At 60.6% G+C, this 18,849-nt stretch carries 15 protein-coding genes; 4 read left to right on the top strand and 11 right to left on the bottom strand.

Going from position 1 to position 18,849, the window contains the following annotated elements:
• Positions 1-40 precede the first annotated feature (40 nt).
• From EXY20_RS31115 to EXY20_RS31085, 7 genes are all read right to left on the bottom strand, one after another.
• Positions 41-1,558 carry an extracellular solute-binding protein gene (locus EXY20_RS31115; protein ID WP_135556325.1) on the bottom strand — a complete coding sequence of 506 codons (1,518 nt, stop codon included), beginning with the start codon at positions 1,556-1,558 and terminating at the stop codon, positions 41-43.
• A gap of 68 nt (positions 1,559-1,626) precedes the next feature.
• Positions 1,627-2,496, bottom strand: coding sequence for a carbohydrate ABC transporter permease (locus tag EXY20_RS31110; protein WP_135556324.1), 870 nt, complete (start codon positions 2,494-2,496; stop codon positions 1,627-1,629).
• A gap of 10 nt (positions 2,497-2,506) precedes the next feature.
• A complete protein-coding gene (locus tag EXY20_RS31105; protein ID WP_328592609.1) occupies positions 2,507-3,316 on the bottom strand; it encodes an ABC transporter permease in 810 nt (269 codons plus the stop codon).
• Between the two features lie 307 nt (positions 3,317-3,623).
• The gene (locus EXY20_RS31100) at positions 3,624-4,286 is read right to left on the bottom strand and encodes a TetR/AcrR family transcriptional regulator (RefSeq protein ID WP_235886282.1); all 663 of its coding nucleotides are present in this window, start codon (positions 4,284-4,286) and stop codon (positions 3,624-3,626) included.
• Positions 4,287-4,347: 61 nt separating this feature from the next.
• On the bottom strand, positions 4,348-5,373 hold the full coding sequence (locus EXY20_RS31095) for an ABC transporter permease (protein WP_135556322.1): 1,026 nt from the start codon (positions 5,371-5,373) through the stop codon (positions 4,348-4,350).
• On the bottom strand, positions 5,370-6,110 hold the full coding sequence (locus EXY20_RS31090) for an ABC transporter ATP-binding protein (RefSeq protein WP_135556321.1): 741 nt from the start codon (positions 6,108-6,110) through the stop codon (positions 5,370-5,372). The genes EXY20_RS31095 and EXY20_RS31090 overlap by 4 nt, the downstream gene beginning before the upstream one ends.
• Before the next feature lie 240 nt (positions 6,111-6,350).
• The gene (locus EXY20_RS31085) at positions 6,351-6,947 is read right to left on the bottom strand and encodes a dihydrofolate reductase family protein (protein ID WP_135556384.1); all 597 of its coding nucleotides are present in this window, start codon (positions 6,945-6,947) and stop codon (positions 6,351-6,353) included.
• A 410-nt stretch (positions 6,948-7,357) separates the two neighbouring features.
• On the opposite strand from EXY20_RS31085, the gene EXY20_RS31080 reads away from it, so the two are divergent.
• Both EXY20_RS31080 and dcd read left to right on the top strand, forming a co-directional pair.
• Positions 7,358-8,176 carry a hypothetical protein gene (locus EXY20_RS31080; protein ID WP_135556320.1) on the top strand — a complete coding sequence of 273 codons (819 nt, stop codon included), beginning with the start codon at positions 7,358-7,360 and terminating at the stop codon, positions 8,174-8,176.
• A gap of 90 nt (positions 8,177-8,266) precedes the next feature.
• Positions 8,267-8,815 (top strand): dCTP deaminase, encoded by a 549-nt coding sequence (gene dcd / locus EXY20_RS31075; protein ID WP_135556319.1) that lies wholly within the window; start codon positions 8,267-8,269, stop codon positions 8,813-8,815.
• Positions 8,816-8,913: 98 nt separating this feature from the next.
• On the opposite strand, the gene EXY20_RS31070 is transcribed toward dcd, so the two are convergent.
• Positions 8,914-9,432 carry a hypothetical protein gene (locus EXY20_RS31070; RefSeq protein WP_135556318.1) on the bottom strand — a complete coding sequence of 173 codons (519 nt, stop codon included), beginning with the start codon at positions 9,430-9,432 and terminating at the stop codon, positions 8,914-8,916.
• A 99-nt stretch (positions 9,433-9,531) separates the two neighbouring features.
• Positions 9,532-9,846 (bottom strand): thioredoxin family protein, encoded by a 315-nt coding sequence (locus EXY20_RS31065; RefSeq protein ID WP_135556317.1) that lies wholly within the window; start codon positions 9,844-9,846, stop codon positions 9,532-9,534.
• 188 nt (positions 9,847-10,034) lie between these two features.
• Here EXY20_RS31065 and EXY20_RS31060 point away from each other — a divergent pair, with 188 nt between their 5' ends.
• Both EXY20_RS31060 and EXY20_RS31055 read left to right on the top strand, forming a co-directional pair.
• Positions 10,035-10,604, top strand: coding sequence for a 5' nucleotidase, NT5C type (locus EXY20_RS31060; protein WP_167859650.1), 570 nt, complete (start codon positions 10,035-10,037; stop codon positions 10,602-10,604).
• 147 nt (positions 10,605-10,751) lie between these two features.
• Entirely contained in the window at positions 10,752-12,146 is a 1,395-nt protein-coding gene (locus EXY20_RS31055) for a glycosyltransferase family 2 protein (RefSeq protein WP_135556315.1), read from the top strand.
• A 386-nt stretch (positions 12,147-12,532) separates the two neighbouring features.
• Here EXY20_RS31055 and EXY20_RS31050 read toward each other — a convergent pair whose 3' ends face one another.
• Complete coding sequence (locus tag EXY20_RS31050; protein WP_135556314.1) at positions 12,533-18,469, bottom strand: DUF3320 domain-containing protein; 5,937 nt, start codon at positions 18,467-18,469, stop codon at positions 12,533-12,535.
• Positions 18,470-18,652: 183 nt separating this feature from the next.
• Positions 18,653-18,849, bottom strand: a 197-nt coding sequence (locus EXY20_RS39580) for a hypothetical protein (protein WP_207671358.1), incomplete at its 5' end; no start/stop codon positions are given.

Raw genomic sequence — 18,849 nt, 5'->3', positions numbered from 1 at the left:
CGTCCAACATGTTGTGGCCTTGCTTCGCAAGCGCAAGCCGCTATTTTTTTCTGGCGGAATACCAGGCATTAACCTCTTTGACGCTGGCCTCGCCGCCGGCTGCGTTGAATTTCTGAATAAACGCTTCGATTCCGCTCGCCGGCTCCGCTCCGGCAATCAGCTTGATCGTATAATCGTTCGCCATGACATAGAGCTGCTGGGCATACTTCGTGTAATCGGGCGAATACGGAATGCTCCCGATTACGTCCTTGATCTGCGTATCTTTCGGTTGATTCACGTTCAGAAACGCCCACGCCTCGTAAAGCCGCGGGTCCTTGCGCACGCGCGCCTGCCAGTATTCCGGATACAGCTTCTCGTCAACGCCCGTTTGATAATTGTTGGCATTGTTTCGTTCGGTCGTAAAGATGGGAAGGATCGGTTCGTATTTGCCGTCCTTGAACGTATAATGCTTCCCTTCCTCGCCGATGCTGAGGTTCTTGAACGTTTCCTTCTCCAGCTTGGCATTGATCCATTTCATCGCTTCCTCCGGATTTTTCGCCGACTTCGGAATATAGGACACACGGTCGAAGCCGACGGTAAGCGAGTGGCCGTATTTGCCGGTTGCGCCTTTGAGCGCCGGAATATAGGCTATTTTGGCATTCGGATTATTTTTCAGCAGCGCGTCGCTGACCGCCGGCACATCCGACCAGCCGAGGGGAACCGCCCCCGCTCTCCCGCTTGCGAATTTTTCCTTGACGGTCGCATCCTTGTTGACGGGAAATTCCTTGTCGAGCAATCCATCCTTGAACAATCCGCCCACGAACGTCACGTAATCCTTGAAAGCGGGATCGAGTACCCGCGGAATCAGCTTGCCGCCGACATCGTTCCATCCGTTCGCCATGCCGAATGCGCCAACCAGGTTATCGATAAACGGGGCGTCGCTGCGCACCGTCATCGGAATGTTTTTGTCCCCGTTCCCGCCGGGGTCCTTTTCCTTGAACGCTTTCAGCATGGCGACGAATTCGTCCAGATTCGAGGGCGCCTTCATCCCCAGCTTCTCCAGCCAGTCCGTTCTCACCATGATGCCGTTGCGGACGACATCGGTCGCGCGATTGGGAATTGCATATAATTTGCCGTTTACTTTAAACGCGTCAAGCGACTCCTGGGAAACGAGCGACTTGACGTTCGGAGCATACTTATCGATGAGAGGAGTCAAGTCCGTCAGCGCTCCTTGACTGGCGAAGCTGAAATAAATGCTGTTGAACGTAGCGCCGCTTCCCGTTGTCACCAGATCGTACGCCTCGTTGGAGGCTATGAGCAAATTCAGCTTCTCTTCCGGTTTGTCCTGCGGCAGCATGTCGTATTGCACCTTGTAGCCCGTTTTCTCCTCCAGCATCTTCGCGACGGGATACGTGTTGTAATCGTCCTGCTGCCAGATGCCGAGAACCTTGAGCGTCGGTTTGACGGCGGGAGACGAACTGCCCGCGGATTGGGTTTGCTGCCCCGCGGAAGAGCAGGCGGTCAATGAAACGGCCGCTGCGGCGGCAATGATGGCAGACTTTCGTTTGTTACCGGACATGGAAGATCCTCCTTGTATGATTGGTCCTTTATCATTAAGTTCGGGTGCGACCCCTCCCCTTAATGCCACTACCCTTTGACCGATCCGATCAGGACGCCCTTGATGAAATATTTCTGCAGGAACGGATACACCAGCAGGATCGGAACGGTGGAAGCGACAATCGTCGCCGATCTCACGCCTTCGGGTGAAACGTTCATCAATTCGTCCATCGTTTTTTGCCCGGGAGCGTTGACTTCCATAACGATGTCGCGCAAATACAGCTGCAGTGTACGGAGAGAAGGCGAGTTCATATAAAGCATGGGATGAAAAAAATCGTTCCAGTAATAGACGGCATAGAACAAGGCAATCGTGGCCAGAACCGGGCCGCTCAGCGGGACGATGATTCGAATCAGCACCGTGATATGGTTTGCCCCGTCCATCTTGGCCGATTCCTCCAGACTTTCCGGAAGGCTCTCATAGTAGTTTTTGATCACCAGCATATTGAATACGCTAATCAAGGCGGGCAGTACCAGCGACCATAAATCGTTGATCAGGCCCAGTTGCCTCATCAGCAAATAATTGGGAATAATGCCCCCGTTGAACAGCATGGTGAAAACAAACAGGACGAGCATCCATTTGACGCCGGGGAGGTGCTTCTTCGACAACGGATACGCGGTAACGGCTGTACTAACCAGCGACAGCAGCGTTCCGATCAGGGTGACGATAATTGAAATTTCAAAAGCGCGAATGAATTCGTGCGTGGTAATCACGTATTTCAGCGTATCAAGCTGAAAGCCTACCGGCAGCAGCCCGACCTTGCCGGAGACGACCGCCCATTCCTCGCTTACGGACTTGGAAATGACGTTTACGAACGGAAGCAGCGTGGAGAGGGCCAGAAGGATCAAGCAAACATAAATCACCGCGTCGAGCACTTTATCGCTTGCCGTTTTTGCGCGCATGTCGATCCCCCTACCAAATGCTTCGGCCCGTCAGCTTCTTGCTGGCCGTGTTGCCCAGAACGATCAGTATAAACCCGACGACGGAATTGAACAGTCCCACGGCCGTACTGAAGCTGTAATCCATCTTCCCCAGCCCGATCCGGTAGACGAAGGTTCCGATGACATCGCCGGTTTCATATACGATCGGATTATACATGGCAAGGATTTGCTCGGTGCCCGCCTCGAGAACGGAACCGAGACGCAGGATCAGCAGCAGGACGATGACGGATGAAATGCCGGGAATGGTGATGTGCAGCATTTGCCTGATTCGGCTTGCGCCGTCGATTGCCGCCGCCTCGTACTGCTCTTGCTCGATGCCGGCGATCGCTGCGATGAAGATGATGGCGTTCCATCCGCTTTCCTTCCAGCCCGCCGTGAACACGACAAGACTGCGGAACACCGCGTTCTCCATGAAGAACGCGATCGGTTGTCCGCCTAATTTGCGGATAATCTCATTCACAAGCCCGCCGGAAGGCGACAGCAGATTGACGAACAAGCCGCTGATGATGACCCAGGAAAGGAAGTGGGGCAAATAAATGATCGTCTGCACCGACCGTTTAAACAACACATGCCGAACTTCGTTGAGAAACAAGGCGATCACGATAGGAATGGGAAACAGGATAACAATCTTGTACAGACTGATCAGCAAGGTATTGCGGAATACGTTTCGAAACTCCTCGGAGACGAGCAATTCCTGAAAATGCTTTAACCCAACCCAAGTACTCCCTGATATTCCACTGAATATATTGAAATCCTGAAAAGCAATCAAAACTCCGTACATGGGCGCGTATTTAAACAAAGCCAAAAATCCGATACCCGGCACCATCAGCAAATAGAGATCCCAATTTTTTCGTATGCGTCTGCTGTTCATGTCCCCATGATGTCCCTCCCGCTTCCTGTCATACGCATAGTATAGCAAGCGTTTTCAAGACGTCGTAGTGGATAAACTTCTGTTTTCGGGTAGTTCTCTCTGTTGTCGAAGCGGAGCGAAGCAAGGCCGCGCGCGAATAACCCCGCCTTCGCCCATCTTCGATTCGACGGCGAGAGCGGGGTTATTCGTAAACGCAAACACGGAGCGCACGGCCCTTCTACGGCGCCAGCCCCTTCATAATAAACGTTATCGTCGCTTCGCGCTCCCGCTCGTCGTCCCACAGCGCGCCTTCGCGCGAGCCGAAAAAGGTGCGGAACAGCACATACCCCATAATCGCGGACACATTCAGCCGGATGATCGTCATCGAAGGCAGGTCGACCAGTTTCCCTTCGGCCTTGAACTTGGCGATCACTTTCTCCAGCCGCTCCTTCACCTGCGAAAAAACGACCTTCTGCAGCTGCTCCTGCAGATCGGAGTGGAACGGAAACTCCTGCAGCACGATTTTGAACAGGGACAAATTGCGTTCGAGGAACTGCAGCCTGTTTTCGATCATCGCCCGCAAAAAATCGTCGTAGCTCTTGTATTCGGTATCCAGCACACCGCGGAATTCGCGCAGCAGGAACGGCGCAATCATTTTGACCACGGCGGGGGTGACGATCGAAAGCAGCAAGTCCTTCTTCGTCTTGTAGTGACGGAAAATCGTCCCCTCCGCCACGCCGGCGCGCTGCGCAATTTCGTTCGTGGACGAGCCGGCATAGCCTTTCTCCGCGAACACCTCGATCGCCGCCTCGACGATCCGGCTTTGTTTGGCGGTCATGTTGCCGTCGTTCGTCCCGGCCTGCAGCAGCTCCTCGATCCACGGCTCCATCGCATCCGTCACGTTGTCCCGTCCTCCGCTTCCCACCGTTTTCGTCTATCCTATCACATCGCCGGTCCGCTTGCTAAATGGCCCGCTGTTTCTTGAGCGCAATGACGTTGAGCAACGCGAACGCAACGGAAAAAGCGAGCAGCACGTACACGTCGAGCTGGATGTCGGCGAACCCTTCGCCACGCAGCATGACGCCGCGCATGGCGTCGGCTCCGTAATACAGCGGCATGATGTAGCTCAGCTTCTGCAGCCACACGCTCATCGCCTCCAGATTGAACAAGCCGGAGAAAAACACTTGCGGCACGATGACGATCGGTATGAACTGAATGATCTGGAATTCCGTGCTCGCGTAAGACGACAGCAGCGTGCCGAGCGTCAGCGCCGTCAGTGTCAGCAGCAGATTCAGCAGCAGCACGAGCCAGATGGCTCCTTCCATGTAGAGCCCGAGCACACCGATCGCATAGGCGGCGATGAGCGCGGCCTGCAGCAGTGTAAACACGCCGAAGCCCAGCAAATAACCGGCGACGATTTCCGCTCGGCGGATCGGCGTGGCCAGCAGCCGCTCCATCGTACCGGTCGTGCGCTCGCGCAGGAAGGCGACGCCGGCAAGCATGAACACGAAGAAAAAGGAGAAGAAGCCAATCAGCACCGGGCCGATGTTATCGAATGTCGACAAATCTTCTTCGCCGTGCAAATACGATACCGTCGGCTGCGCCGCCTGCGCGTCGCCTTGCCCTTGCAGCGCCTTCTGCAGCAACAGCAGCGAGGCGCGGTTCATCGACGGATCGCTGCCTTCGAAGCGGATCGACGGCTTGCCGCCCGCCAGCGACAGCACGGCGTCGAGCTTGCCTTCCCGCAGCGCCTGCTCGGCTACGTCGGCGGTCGCGTAGGAGGCGACATTGGCATCGAGCTGCTCCAGCCGCTGCTGCAGTTGCGGCGGCGTGCCGACGAGACCGATGTCCGGCTTCACCGTATTGCCCGCGAAGACGAAGTACATCAGCGTCAAAATGAGCAGCGGCGCCAGAAAAATAAGCGCCAACGTACGCTTGTCGCGAATGAACTGGCGCATGATGCGGAAGGCGAGGGCGCGGATTCTCATGCGCGGACACCTCCCCCAAGCTTGATGAACGCTTCTTCGATCGTGTTCGTGCCGCTGGCCGCTTTCAGCGCAGCCGGAGAATCGACGGCAGTAAGAACGCCGTCGCGGATCAGGCCGATGCGATCGCATTTGTCCGCTTCGTCCATGACGTGCGTCGTCAGGATGATCGTCGTGCCGCGGTCGCGCAGCTGGAGCAGCTCCGCCCAGATCGACTGACGCAGCACCGGGTCGATGCCGACCGTCGGCTCGTCGAGCACCAGCAGCTCCGGCTCGTGCAGCAGCGAAATAGCGAGCGACAGCCGCCGCTTCATCCCGCCGGAATAGGCGGACACCGGCTTGTTCAGGTGGTCGGTTAAATCGACGACCGCCATTGCGGCGTGGATGCGCTCGTTCCGGCGCGCGCCGGACAGGCCGTAGAGCGAGCCGAAAAACTGCAGGTTCTCGCGGGCGGTCAACTCGCCGTAAAGCGCATCCGACTGCGCCATGTAGCCGAACCGCTGCAGCATCGCCAGCTGCGGCATCCGCTCGCCGAGCATGCGCACCGTGCCGCGATCCGCCTTGTCGATGCCGGTGATCAGCTTGATCAGCGTTGTTTTGCCCGAGCCGGACGGGCCGAGCAGCCCGAACAGCTCGCCGCGCCGGACGCTCAGCGTCACGCCGTCCAGCACGTTGCGGCTGCCGAACGTGCGCACGACGTCGCGAACGTCTACGGCATGATCGTCTGTGGTCGTGGACATGATTGATTCCTCCTTGATCTTGGTCAGCGCTCCCGGCGGCGTGATTGATTCCGCTCCGGACAAGTGAGTGATTACTCACTTTTTTTCTGTTGAGTCGAGTATATGCCAGCATGCGGCAATTGTAAAGGGAGAATAAGCGATAGGCTGAACTTAGGAAATGAAACAGCGGCAGCCAGGGACGTGAAAATAAAGTCCCTGACTGTCGCTGTTTCATTTACGCGACTGAATAATCCTGCCTATTCAATAACTTCCGGTTGCGATTGCACCTGCACGCTCGTAACTCACGACAATAACGCCATTCGGAGCAACTGTGCTCTCCGTCACCTTGAATGCCGCAGGAATTGTGCCGTCAGCAAACAACCGCTTACCACTGCCCAATGTTATAGGATAAACAATCAACCAGAACATATCGACCAAATCATGCTTGAATAGCGTCTGAACGAGATCGCCACTTCCCCAAACGTGCAAATCGGGCCCCTGCTGTTGCTTGATTTGAGCGATTTTTTCCGCAATATCCCCACTTAAAATCACGGACGGTTGCCATTCGCCAGCTGTCATGGTGTTCGAGGCTACGTACTTGGTAGCTTTGTTGGCATTAGGCCATACATCTGCATGTTTCGGCCAATACGGTGCCCAAACTTCATAGGTTTTGCGCCCCAACAACAGATCGAACGGCATGTTCATCTGCCTTCTCACTAGCGTTCCTACGACTTCGTTGGCATATGGCGCTGACCACCCGCCATATGCAAAACCGTCGCTGGTATCTTCGTCTTGTCCGCCTGGGGCTTGAATGACGCCGTCAATAGAGACATGTTCAAGCACAATAATTTTTCTCATCATCGAGTTCCTCCCACATCATTTTAATTGACCTCTGTTTTTTCTCATTTATTTGGACGAAATTCGATTCCAATAATCATCGGTCTGCTTGTTCAAAAGCCCGAATCGGGCAAACAATTTTGCCCAGTCTACAACATTATTTTCTTCGGACACCCGCTATTTCCGTGGATAAGGGGTGCTTGACACGTCCTCTTGCGCCATTGTACAGTTAAGGCATGTCGGAAACCCGCTCAGTGGCATCTTGCACCGCCTTCTCCCCCCTGCTGCCCTCGGAGTTCTCAGACATGCTTTAACGTGATTGAACATTCGTTGCGCTTACGATGGAAGCACCCGTAAGAATGGCCGTATGCGGCCGTTTCTTGCCGGTGCTTTTTTGCGTTCGCGCGACAATCCGCAGAGGGAGGAATGAGATGAAGAAACGCTGGAGTATGCTGCTGTTCGTATGGGCCGCGCTGCTGCTGCCAGTCGAAGCCTGGCCGGCCTTGGCCGCCGCCGGGCTGGCCGAAGAAGGGGTGACAATCCGCGCCTCGCTCGACAAAACGATAGCGGCTGCGGATCGGCAAACGGCGGACAACCTGCGCGCCCGGTACGCCGATCTTCTCGCTTCGCGCAAGCGGGAGGTCGAGTGGGAGGCCAAGATCAAGGCGCTGCATGCCGCCAATGAAGCGGAAGCCGCCGCCGTGCGCAAGCAGATTGCGCTGATCGGCGCCGAGAAGAAGAATCAACTGACAGACGCGGCCAAACAAACGCGCGAACGCCACCGGAAGCTGCTCGATTCGTACACCGCTGTGAACCGCCAGATCGAACTGGCGCGTACGATCGGCGCCAAGGAATGGGCGTCCGTGCTGCGCACGCAGGCGGCGCTGATGAAGCCGGCCGTGCAGTTGGCCAAGGACGAGATTCGCGCCAAAGATAAGGCGCTGCAGGCGGCCAAGGACAGCGCCGCCAAAACCGCCAAACTCGTGCGCGAGACGCTTGCCGGCGTCGATACGCGGAAGACGGGCATCAAAACGCGCACCGCCGGCGCAGCGGCGCAGAAGAAGCAGTATGCCGCGGAGTGGAAATCGTTCACCGCCGCGGCCAAAAAGACAGACGTCCGCGCCGCCGCCGACTCGCTGGCTTCGCTTGTGGCGACCTCCCGTCAGCTTGTCGAAACGCGCGAGACGATTTACGACCTGGAGCTCGGAGTTCAGAGCGTCGTGAGGAAGGCAAAATCTCAGCTTCCGTAACGCAGCTGTCGCACGTTTACAATTCCGTCGGCGGAATGATAAGCTGGTCGCAGGGTACTATTTTCCCGGATGATGGAAGGTGGCAAACGCATGATATTATCCGATCGCACGATCAACCGGCTGTTGGCGGAAGGGCAGCTTGCGGTCGATCCGCTTACGCCGGAGCAAATGCAGCCGGCTTCGATCGATTTGCGGCTGGGCACGCACTTTTTGAAAATCAAGGAAAACCAAGTCGGCTACGTTTCGCTCGATGAAGAGATGGAATACGAGTCGTTCGAAAGCGGCTCGGTCATCATTCCGCCGCACTCGTTCCTGCTCGCCACAACGGTGGAAACGATCCGGCTGCCGGACAACCTGACCGCGTTCGTCGAAGGGCGCAGCTCGATCGGCCGCATCGGCCTGTTCATCCAGAACGCCGGCTGGGTCGATCCCGGCTTCGAAGGGCAAATTACGCTGGAGCTGTATAACGCCAACCGGCTGCCAATCAAGCTGATCAGCGGCTGGCGCATTTGCCAGCTGGTGATCGCGGAGATGGACCATGAAGCGGAACGCCCGTACCGCGGCAAATACCAGGGCCAGCGCAACGCCACCGGCAGCCGCATCTACCTGGATGCGGAGAGACGCACCGCAACAGAGTAACGCCAAGCAGCCGCGCTCGCGCAGGAAAGCCCCGTCTTCGCTGGCCGATTCGGCTGCGGGAGCGGGGCTTTCTATGTGCGGCAACAGCTTCCTGCACGCTAACCAACGCGGCTGAAGCCTTCCTCCTCAAGGTACTCGCGCGCCTCGTCGTACGTTTCCCAGACAGTGTCGAGGTTGTCGCCGGCGAAGACATACCACATGCCGTCTTCCTCTTCCCATTGCAGCAACAGCTCTTGCCGCTTCGCATTGCGCCAGCGCTCCTCGCGCGTCGGCTCGCCCTCGGACCCGGCCGCCGACGGCTCGGGCACGCCCGTTCCTGCGCCGCCAACGCTTTCGCTGCCGCCGCCGAGCAGCCGAATCGACTGCGCGATCAATGCGCGCAGCTCGTCCTCCGAATAATCGCGAATGTTGACCAGCCCTTTGGCATCCGCCTCATACCCTTTCAACTCGCCGGCATAAACGAATCCGTTGCCATTCGGGTGCAGGTGGTAGATCACCGTCTTCTTCTCCTGCACGCTCGCTTCGTAATGATAATTGACGCGGCCGAGCGAAACGTCCTTGCGCGACAATTCGCGAAACGAGTCCGCAATCGCCAGCTTTTGTTCGAAACTGAGCACCTGCAACGCCTCCGTACGTGAAATGAAGTCCCCGTCATTATAGCGGAATCGGGCCATAGCGGCAAACCGTGCGCCAGCCGGCCCACCTTCATGCGCGGTTCACTCCAACTCTTTGAGCATCGCATGCACATCCTGCACCGAACGCATCGCGTAAGCCAGGCGCACCGGCCGACCGTCCCGCAGCAGCGCCAGGCACGGCACGCTGGCGATTTGCCACGCATCGCGCAGCTTCGGCGCAAAGTTGATGTTGGTCTTCGCCAGCGGCACGCGTACGCCGGCCGCCAGCGCAATGTCGAGCATACGCTCGGCGAGCGCGCATGTGCCGCACAGCGGCGTATACAGAAAAACCGCATACGAACCGGCGACCGCCGTCATCCGCAGCACTTCCGCCTCGCTGCTTTCGCGAATCGGCATGGCCGAAACGCCTCCTTCGCTTTTTTCTTATCGTAACAGATTCTGGCCGCAAAATAACCTTACGAATCGGGCCCCTTATTGCGGAGCAGGACATGGGGGGCCGGGCGGCGAAGTAGCATGGACAAGCGACGGGCGGGCCCGGGCGTCGCTGCAGGGCGGCTATTTTCGCAAAAAAAGGAGGCACCCCGTTGCACATCGGAATCGATTTGGACAATACCGTGCTCGACGCTACTTCATCCCATCTGTTCTACTATAATAAAGTGTCCGGCTTATCGTTCGTCCCCGAGGATGTGAACGACTTCTTTATCTACCGGCTGTACGGATGGAGCCGGGCCGAACGGGACGAAATTTACCATCGCCACGGCCACGATATTCACTGGCATTCGTCGCCCTTCCCGTCGGCAATCGAGGTGCTGGGCGAGTTGGCTGCGCAACATCGGCTGTCGATTATTACCGCCCGTCCCCCGCTGTTCCAGGATGTGACGCTCCGCTGGCTGGCGCATCACGGCGTCCCTTACCATCGCATCGCGTTCACCGAAAACAAGCTGGAAGCCTGCATGGAGGCCAAAGTGGACGTGCTGATCGACGACGCCCCCCACTACGCCCGCGAATTCGCCGAACGCAACAGGCCCGTCATTTTGTTCGACCAGCCCTATAATCGCGATGTCAGCCACGAACGGGTATATCGGGCTGCCGGTTGGCCGGAGATCGGCAAACTGCTTGACGATATCGGGGCCATCGGTGAACGCGCCGTTTAACGCAATCGGCTGAGGGAGCAGCAGCCGGGCTATTTCCCCAAACCTGCCCGACTGCCGGATGCCCGCTGGTTTATTGTCCCTTTCAGACCGCATTCGTCTACGTATACTATGGATGACAATCCCGTTCTCCGGAGGTGATCCCCCTTCATGAGATTCAGCGTCGTCATCCCTTCGTACAACCGCGCCGCCCAATTGATGCTTACGCTTGCCGCATTCGAGAAGATGGCTTACCCGCTCGGGCAATTCGAACTCATCGTCGTCAACGACGGTTTGACCGACGATACGGACCAGCGGCTGAGGCAGTATGCCCCGCCGTATCCACTCCAGCTCGTTTCGCTCAGTCGGCAGACGGGCCGGGCCGTCGCCCGCAATGTCGGCGTATCGGCGGCTCGAGGGGACATTCTCGTGTTCTGCGACCCCGATTTTGTTGTGCTGCCGCAATTTCTGAGCATGCACGACCAGTATCAAAGTCAGGCAGAAAACGCCGTCGTATCGGGCATCCCGCATTCATGGGGCCGCGTTTATCCGCATTTCCACGCCGATTTTACCGAAGAGGAGAAGCACGTGGCGCGCGCCTCGCTGCAGCAATCCGGGCTCTGGCAGGACGGCTATTGGCACGCGCGGTCCACCGTCGAAATCGTAACGCCGGACGACATACGGCATGGAACGGGCCAGTTGGAGCGGGTCGTTGCCTCCTGGGATTTGCCGCAGCCGATCAAAGCGCAATTCGCATCGACGGATGTCGCTCCCTGGATGCTGGCCGTCACCCGCTGCCTGTCGATGCCGCGGCGGCTGTTTCGGCAGGCGGGCGGCTTTTTCGACAAATTCCAGCAGCACGGGCTGGAGGATTGGGAGCTCGGCTACCGCCTCCACCGGCTCGGCTGCCGGTTCGCCAGCATCGCCCAAACGATCGGCTATCACCAGGAACATCCGGGCTCGTACCGCAATGGCGAATCGGCAACGGTCAATTTGGACCTGCTCTATGAAAACAACGGCTGCAGCGATCCGGAGCTCAGCCTGCTGGCCGTGTATCCGCCGTCGAAAGATATCCGGGTGTACAAAAACGTGCTGCGCATCCTGCAGGCATGGGCAACCGGCGACAACCCGCTGTACCGCAGCGCCGCCGCCCACGTCCGGGCGACATGCGAACGCGGAGCCCGGCTATGCATCGACAATCCGGCGTCGCCGGCCTACTTGCAGCTTCTGGAAGCGGTGCAGCCGGCCTTCAAGGCGGCAAGCGACCTGTACGAGTTGCACGGGACCGGCGAGCTTCCGGAAATCCGGCGCATCCTGGGCGAGGCATGCGGCGCCGGGCCGTTGCCGGATCAGCCGCCACCCGGGACGGTCGCGCTTCCCGTTAGGAAACGCGCGCGCAAACGCCCGGCGTTCATGCGGCGTCATGCACGGCGGCGCCGTCTGGCGCGCAAGCGTCCGGCGTTTACGCGGCGTCATGCGATGCGACGCCGACGACTCGGCAAGCGCCGACCGGCGCTGCGGAAACGCGCCGCCGCTTCCCGGAGCCGCATCAAGCGCAGCGGCTGATGGTTTGCGCAGCAAGAAAACACCTGCCGCTTGCGGGGTAGCAGCGGTTCCCGCCATCGTCGGCACGCCGCACGTCGCACACCGCAGCCAAGCGCATAAAAGCACCGTCAGCTCGGTGCCGCCGCCTCGTCATGCCGTCACACGCCCGCTAACCAGGCATGTTCAAAAATAGGCCCTATTTTATTGGCTATTGCGTCAAAAAGGGATGACAGCAAAGAAATAACCAGTGAAATCACTGGTTATTTCTTTGAGAAGGCCGATTTTGAGGCTGTTTGGTGAAAATAGCCAGCGGTTTTGCTGGCTATTTTCGCAACCGCAGGCGAAAACGGGCGAATAAGCCATTTTTCATTGGCTATTTCGGCAAAGCACACTCGTGCCGCCCGCCGCTACGCCAAATACACGCGCCCCTGCTCCACGCGCGCCGTGCCGCGGCGGACCGCCTCCGCCAAGCCGCCTTCCGCGGCTTTGTCGAGAGAGGCGCCGGAGCGGGCGTAGCCGAGCAGCTTCACCGTCTCGCGGGCCAAATCCTCCTGCGGCAAACTGATCTGCCCCTCCAGCACTTCCGCCACCGCCGCCGCCACTTCCTGCGGCGGCAAATCTTCGGCGTTCCGCCGATCCTGCTCCCGCGCCGCGACCCGGTAGACGTCGTACCGCTCCGGTTCGACGCCGCGCGGCCAATAAAACGCCGTGCCGTCCGCCGCCGTCGTCACCCCGACCGCCGTCCGCTCGAGCAGCTCGTCGAACTGCCGCTCCAGCCGCGCGCCCGTGCGGGTCATGCCCCACGCCTGAAGCACCCGCCGGCACAGCAGCGGCCGGCTGATCGGCCCTTCGGCTGCAATGACGTCGGCGATTTGCCGGGCGATGAGCCGTGCCTGCTCCGGATTGTAAAACTCCTCCGCCGGCAGCGGCACTTCCGGCAGCGCGCACGACGCATATACGCGCTCGCGCGACGGACGCGACTGCACCGGCGATTCCGCAGCCGCCACCACCACCGCCGGCGCCGCCTGCTCCACGGCGGCCGACTGCACCGGCACGCTCTCCGCGGCTGCCGGTTGCACCGCCGCCTGTGCCGCGCTTTCTGCCGCGGCCGCCCGAACGGCGGCGGCTTCCGCCTGCGCCGCGCGCACGGCTTCGCGGATGCGCGCCAGCTCGCGCCCGGCATCGTCCAGCCAATCCATCGACCAGACGCGATGGATCCGCCAGCCGAGCTGGCGCAGCACCTGGGCGCGCAGCAGCTCGCGGTCGCGCGCCGTTCGGCCTTCGCGGTAGCCGCTGCCGTCGCACAGAATTGCCAGCGCGTATTCCTGCGGTCGCTCATTGTCGATAACCGCCAGATCGACCCGATAGCCGGACGCCCCGACGTGCACGTCGACGCGGCAGCCTTCCCGCTCCAACGCCTCGGCAATTTGCGTCTCGAGCCCGACGCCGGCCGGTTCGGCCGCCGCCAGCTGCCCCGCTTGCGCCTTGAGCGCGGGAAGCCCTTTTTCCGCGTACGCCAGAAACGCCTTCAGCATGGCGACGCCGTGCGCCTGGGTCCGCGAAACGTCAAGATGGTCGGCGCGCAAGGTCGAGAAGATGTGCATCTCATGGCGGGCGCGCGACACGGCGACGTTGAGCCGGCGCCAGCCGCCTTCGCGGTTGAGCGGCCCGAAGTTCAGGCTCACCTTGCCGCCGGCGTCCGGCCCGTAGCCGATCGAGAATAAAATCACGTCGCGTTCGTCGCCCTGCACGTTTTCCAAATTTTTGACGAACAAGGGCTCCTGCAGTTTGCCGGCCGCATGCTCCAGCTCGGCGTCCTTGTGAAACGCTTCGTCGAGCAAATCCTCGATCAGCGTCTGCTGCACGGAGCTGAACGTGACGACGCCGATGCTGAGCGCCGACAGCGACGGATGCCGCAGCCGCCGGGCGATTTCCTCCACGACGGCTTCCGCCTCCGCGCGGTTGCTTTTCGACTTGCCGCGATCGTAGAAACCGTCCACCGGATGCCATTCGACGCGCGAATGCTTTTCGAACGGGGAAGGGAACGTCAGCAGCTTGTTTTCGTAAAAATGGCGGTTGCTGAACGCAATCAGGCTTTCATGCCGGCTGCGGTAATGCCAGAGCAGATGCTCCTGCGGCATGCCAAGCGCGAGGCAATCGTCGAGAATGCTTTCCAGATCCTCCGGTACGACCTCGTCGTTCTCCTCGCCGGTAGCCGCATTCATGAAGAAGCTCGTCGGCGGCAGCTGCTTCGGATCGCCCACCACCACGACGCTGCGGCCGCGCGCCATCGCCCCGACCGCTTCGCTGGTCGGCAGCTGCGACGCTTCGTCGAACACGACAAGGTCGAACGGCGCGTTCGCCGGGTCCAGATACTGAGCCACCGACAGCGGGCTCATCAGCATGCACGGGCAAATCCGCGCCAGCAGCTGCGGAATTTGCTCGAACAGCTTGCGCAGCGACAGCCCGCGCCCGCCGCTGCGGATCGCCCGCAGCAGGATGCCCGTCTCCGAGCTGCCGGCGGCCTGATTGTGCAGCGGCGGTATGCGCGACGCCAGCCGGGCGGCGATTTCTTCCCGCGTCAGCTGCTCGAAGCGCTCGGCGGTTTCGCGGAACGAGCGGATTTTTTCCTCGAACAGCCTGCCCGAGAACGTCGCCAATTCCGGATCTGCAGCCAAAATCGCTTCGATCGCCGCCTTCCACCACGCCCGTTCGAATGCAGGCAGCACGTCGTCATGAGGCAGCTGCTGCCCCGACTCGTAAGCCGCTACGAGCGGCGCCAGCCCGACCGCCAGCGCCCGTTCGCGTATGCTGCGCCAGCTGCACCAGTCGCGCAAATTCGCTACACCGCCGAGCCATTGCCGCACGCGCCGCTCGCGATAAACGAACCACGGCTCCGCCTCCCGTTTCCGGTCCAGCGCCGCCATATCGATCGCCAGCGCCTCCGCCAGCTTGCGTTCCGCCTCGTCCAGCTCCCGCTTGCAGGCGACATAACGCTGCAGCGTTTCGCCGGAGCGGGCAAGGAACGATTCGCGCCCGGCGGCCAAATAAGCCGAGATCCGCTCCCGCGCCTGCCCGGCCCGCACCGGGTCCGTAAACAAGCCAAGCAGCAGCCCGGCGAGTTGACGGGTCCATTCGCCCGCCTGAAGCGCAGCCTCCCAATCCGTTTCTCCGCCCTGCCACAAGGCGCCGAGCAGCGACGCCATTTCCGGCCCGAACTGCCGCAACGCAGCCGTTTCCGCCTGAAACTGCACCAGCAGCGCCAGCGTCGCCGCCGTATCCTTCTTCTCCGGCGCCGCGCCCGGCAGCGCAAATCCTTTCACCTGCTTATGGATGCGATTCGTCTTGAGCCATTGCGGCAGAAACCATTGCCGCTCCGCTTGCCGCCATTCGGCGAGCGCGGCTTCGGCCCCGAAGCCGGCAGCTGCGCCGATGTCGAAACGGCCTTCCAGCCGCGAACGCAGCGCGCCGTACGACCGTCCGTGACCGGCAGCCAGCTCCACGCGCGAGAACGCCGCGCCCGGCTGCTCCGCCCCGAGCACGCCCGTCGGCACCGCGGCCGGCATCGCCAACACATGCTCCGCAACGCCGACAAGCCGTTCCAGGTCGGGCGGAAGCGGCGATTCGTTCGCGTAACCGAGCCACGACGCAAGATCGGCGTAGGCCTCCCGCGCCTCCTCCAGCTTGGCCGCGTAAGCCTGGAGCAAGCTTTCGGCTTGCGCTTTCAGCGCCGGCGTGTAATGCGTACAAGCCGCATCCTCCCACACATTCGCCGCCGGATGGCCGCAAGCGGCCCCTGCCACGCGCAGCTCCTTCGCCAGGTCGGACCAGGCTGTCGCCTGCGCTTCGTCCATCGCGGCCACCGCCGCCGGTTCGAAACGCACCGACCCGGGCGCCGCCTGAACCCGGCCATACCGGGCAATCGCCTCGTACAGCGACGCGCCGAACCGGTGCCGCTTGTGCAGCGCCGTCACGTAGCCGTTCAGCTCGGCGCGGGCGGCGGCCAGCCGGTCGGCCTGCCGCTTCCACTGCTCCGGCGACGCGGTGCGCGCCGATTCGAGCGTCAGCCGCAGCTGCTCGAGCACCGCTTTTTTCGTGCTTTTGTTGGAATGCAGCTCGAGGCAATACGGCCCGAGACCGATCGAGGCGAGCCGGCTTTGCACGACGGCGAGCGCCGCCATTTTTTCCGCCACGAACAGCACTGTCTTGCCTCCGGCGAGCGCCGAAGCGATCATATTCGTGATCGTCTGCGACTTGCCCGTCCCCGGCGGACCGTGCAGCACGAAGCTGCGCTCTTCGCCAGCCGCCAGCACGGCCGTCATCTGCGACGAATCGGCGCTGATCGGCAGCAGCAGCTGATCCGGCGCGTATGTTTCGTCCAGTTGACTCGCCGCCGGGAACGGCCCTTCCGGCTCCCAGGTCAAACGGCCGGCCATGAGACTTGCCGCCACTTTATTGCGCGCCAAATCGCCCGCCCGGCTGCGGATATCGTTCCACATGACGAACCGGCTGAACGAAAACAAACCAAGCAGTGCCGTTTCCACAATGTCCCAGCGGGGCATGCTCATCACGGCGTGGCGGATCGCGCTGAAAATGCCGCGCAAATCGATCCCTTTTTCATCCCGAGGCAGCGGGTCCAATCCTTCGATTTGCAGGCCAAAGTCTTGCCGCAGCATTTCGAGCAGCGTGATGTTGATTTGCGGCTCCTCGTCGCGAATGCGCACGACGAAGCCGGAGCGCGACGTTTTGCGCAGCAGTTCGACGGGAATGAGCACGATCGGCGCGTAACGCGCCAGTTCGCTTGCGCCGGATTCGTACCATTTGAGCAGCCCCAGCGCCAAATAGAGCGTATTCGCGCCGTTCTCTTCCAGCGACAGCCGGGCCGCCCGATACAGGTGCGTCGCTTTGTCCGCCAGCTCCTTTTCGTTTGCGCCTGTGCGCAGCCGCTTCTGCAGAAATTCCTCGCGGATCAGCAGCGCGAGCGGATCGTCCTGGCCGACGCTGGCGAATAGCTCCGCGCTTCGCGCCGTGTCGCTCCAGTCCGCGGGCTTCGCCAGCAGCTGAAACTCGCGCCCTTCCGCCAGCGCATCCTCCAATTCGTCCAGCCGGCTGTACAGCAGCGGCAGCGCCGACCGGGTCGGACGCATATGGAGCAGCGTGTTGCGCAGGCTGAGATCGAGCAGCTTGCGCTCCCACTGCTTCTGCTTGGTGACGGCGATCGCGGGCGCTTCCGCCGGGCGCTCGCGGATCGTCATGTCGTCCGGCGCCTCCTTGGCGGCAGCTGCGGTTTGCCTGCTTTCCTCGAGGATCGCCCAGCCGTCCGGCTGCGGAATACGCAGCGGAATCGGCCGGATGGCGCTTGCCCGCGCCCGGCGCACGTCGACGAAGCCGTCGAACGCCGCCGGGTTGGCGAGCTTGGCCATGGCGGAAGCTTCCGCCTCCTGGTACGTGGCCGCGTTTCCGGCGCACAGCAGCGTCGCTTCGGCGACGCTGATCTCGTGAACGCCGGCGGCCAGCCGTTTGGTCAGCAGCGACACGTCGTCCTGCACGCACTCCGCGAACGTTTCCTGCACGAGCCAGACGCCCGGGAACGCATGCCCCTTCGTAAAAACAAGCAGCGGATACAGCCCGACCGCTTCCAGACAAGCGGCGTAAAGCAGCGTCAGATCGAGGCAGTTGCCCATGCCGCCTGCCGCCAGGATCGCATCGGGCAACCGGACGCGTTGCCCGGTTTCCTCGAAGCTTGCCGGCGCGACACAATAGGTCGGGCGATGTGCCTGCAGCGCCGCGAACAGCGCCGCCGCCTGCATCCGCACCCGGTTCGGGCTGCGGCTCTGGTAGGCGTCGAAGCTCGGGTTGCCGGTCCATTGCTCGAGCAGCGGCGCCGCTTCGGCGATCACTTGCGCGACCGCCGGATGATTCGGCATCACGAACGCCGCCGCCATCTCCGGCATGGAGGCGAGGCCGCCCCATTGATCGTAAGCGAGCACGGCGAGCGGCGAGCTTTCGCGGTGCAGCGTCGTTTCGCCCGCCTTCACTTCCAGCAGGAGAATGCCGAGCAGCCGCTCCGTCAACCCGGCCAAATACGTGCCATTCAAAGGAAGATGAATCGCACCGAGGTCCACCGTCTGGCCGGCCGGCACGACGTCCAGCGTTTTCGTCCATACGGCGGCGAACTCCGGCTCCGCCGAGATGTGCACCGTCACGCCGCGCAGATCGGCGGTCGTTCGGTTCCGGATCGACACTTGCCGGACGACGGGCACGTAATTTTGCTGCATGGCGTAATTGACGACGTCATAACGCAGCCACTCGCACGCAATATCCCCTCCGTTCATGTGCTGCATTGCTGTTCCGCCTTCCCGTTGATCGTTGATAAGGATTTGCCTTTATTTTACCATCCCGGCACGAAATCCCGTAGATCAGAACTCACAAGAAAATTTGGAGGGAAAGCCATATGGGGCGTCCGGAAAATGGAAGCAGGCCGATGGGAAAAGATACCCCCCTCTACCCCGAAACATGTTGTCAGGTTAAGCGACGGCATCTGCCCCGATCTGCTGTAAGGCTGAAATCAGCCTTATTTCGTCCGCCGCTCGCCGGAATGTACCTTTGTCAAGAAAGTAGACACACAATTTAAGCGATCTGCTGTTGCTCGTAGTACCTTTTTTCGCATAAATGCGGGGTGAGGTAACCAATTGACGAATGGATGCGAGTGCGATTGTAATCA

Source organism: Paenibacillus cymbidii (genome assembly GCF_004764705.1).
Taxonomy (GTDB): domain Bacteria; phylum Bacillota; class Bacilli; order Paenibacillales; family NBRC-103111; genus Paenibacillus_AN; species Paenibacillus_AN cymbidii.
Note: the sequence above shows the minus strand (reverse complement) of the source record. Positions and strands in the feature narration are given on the sequence as shown.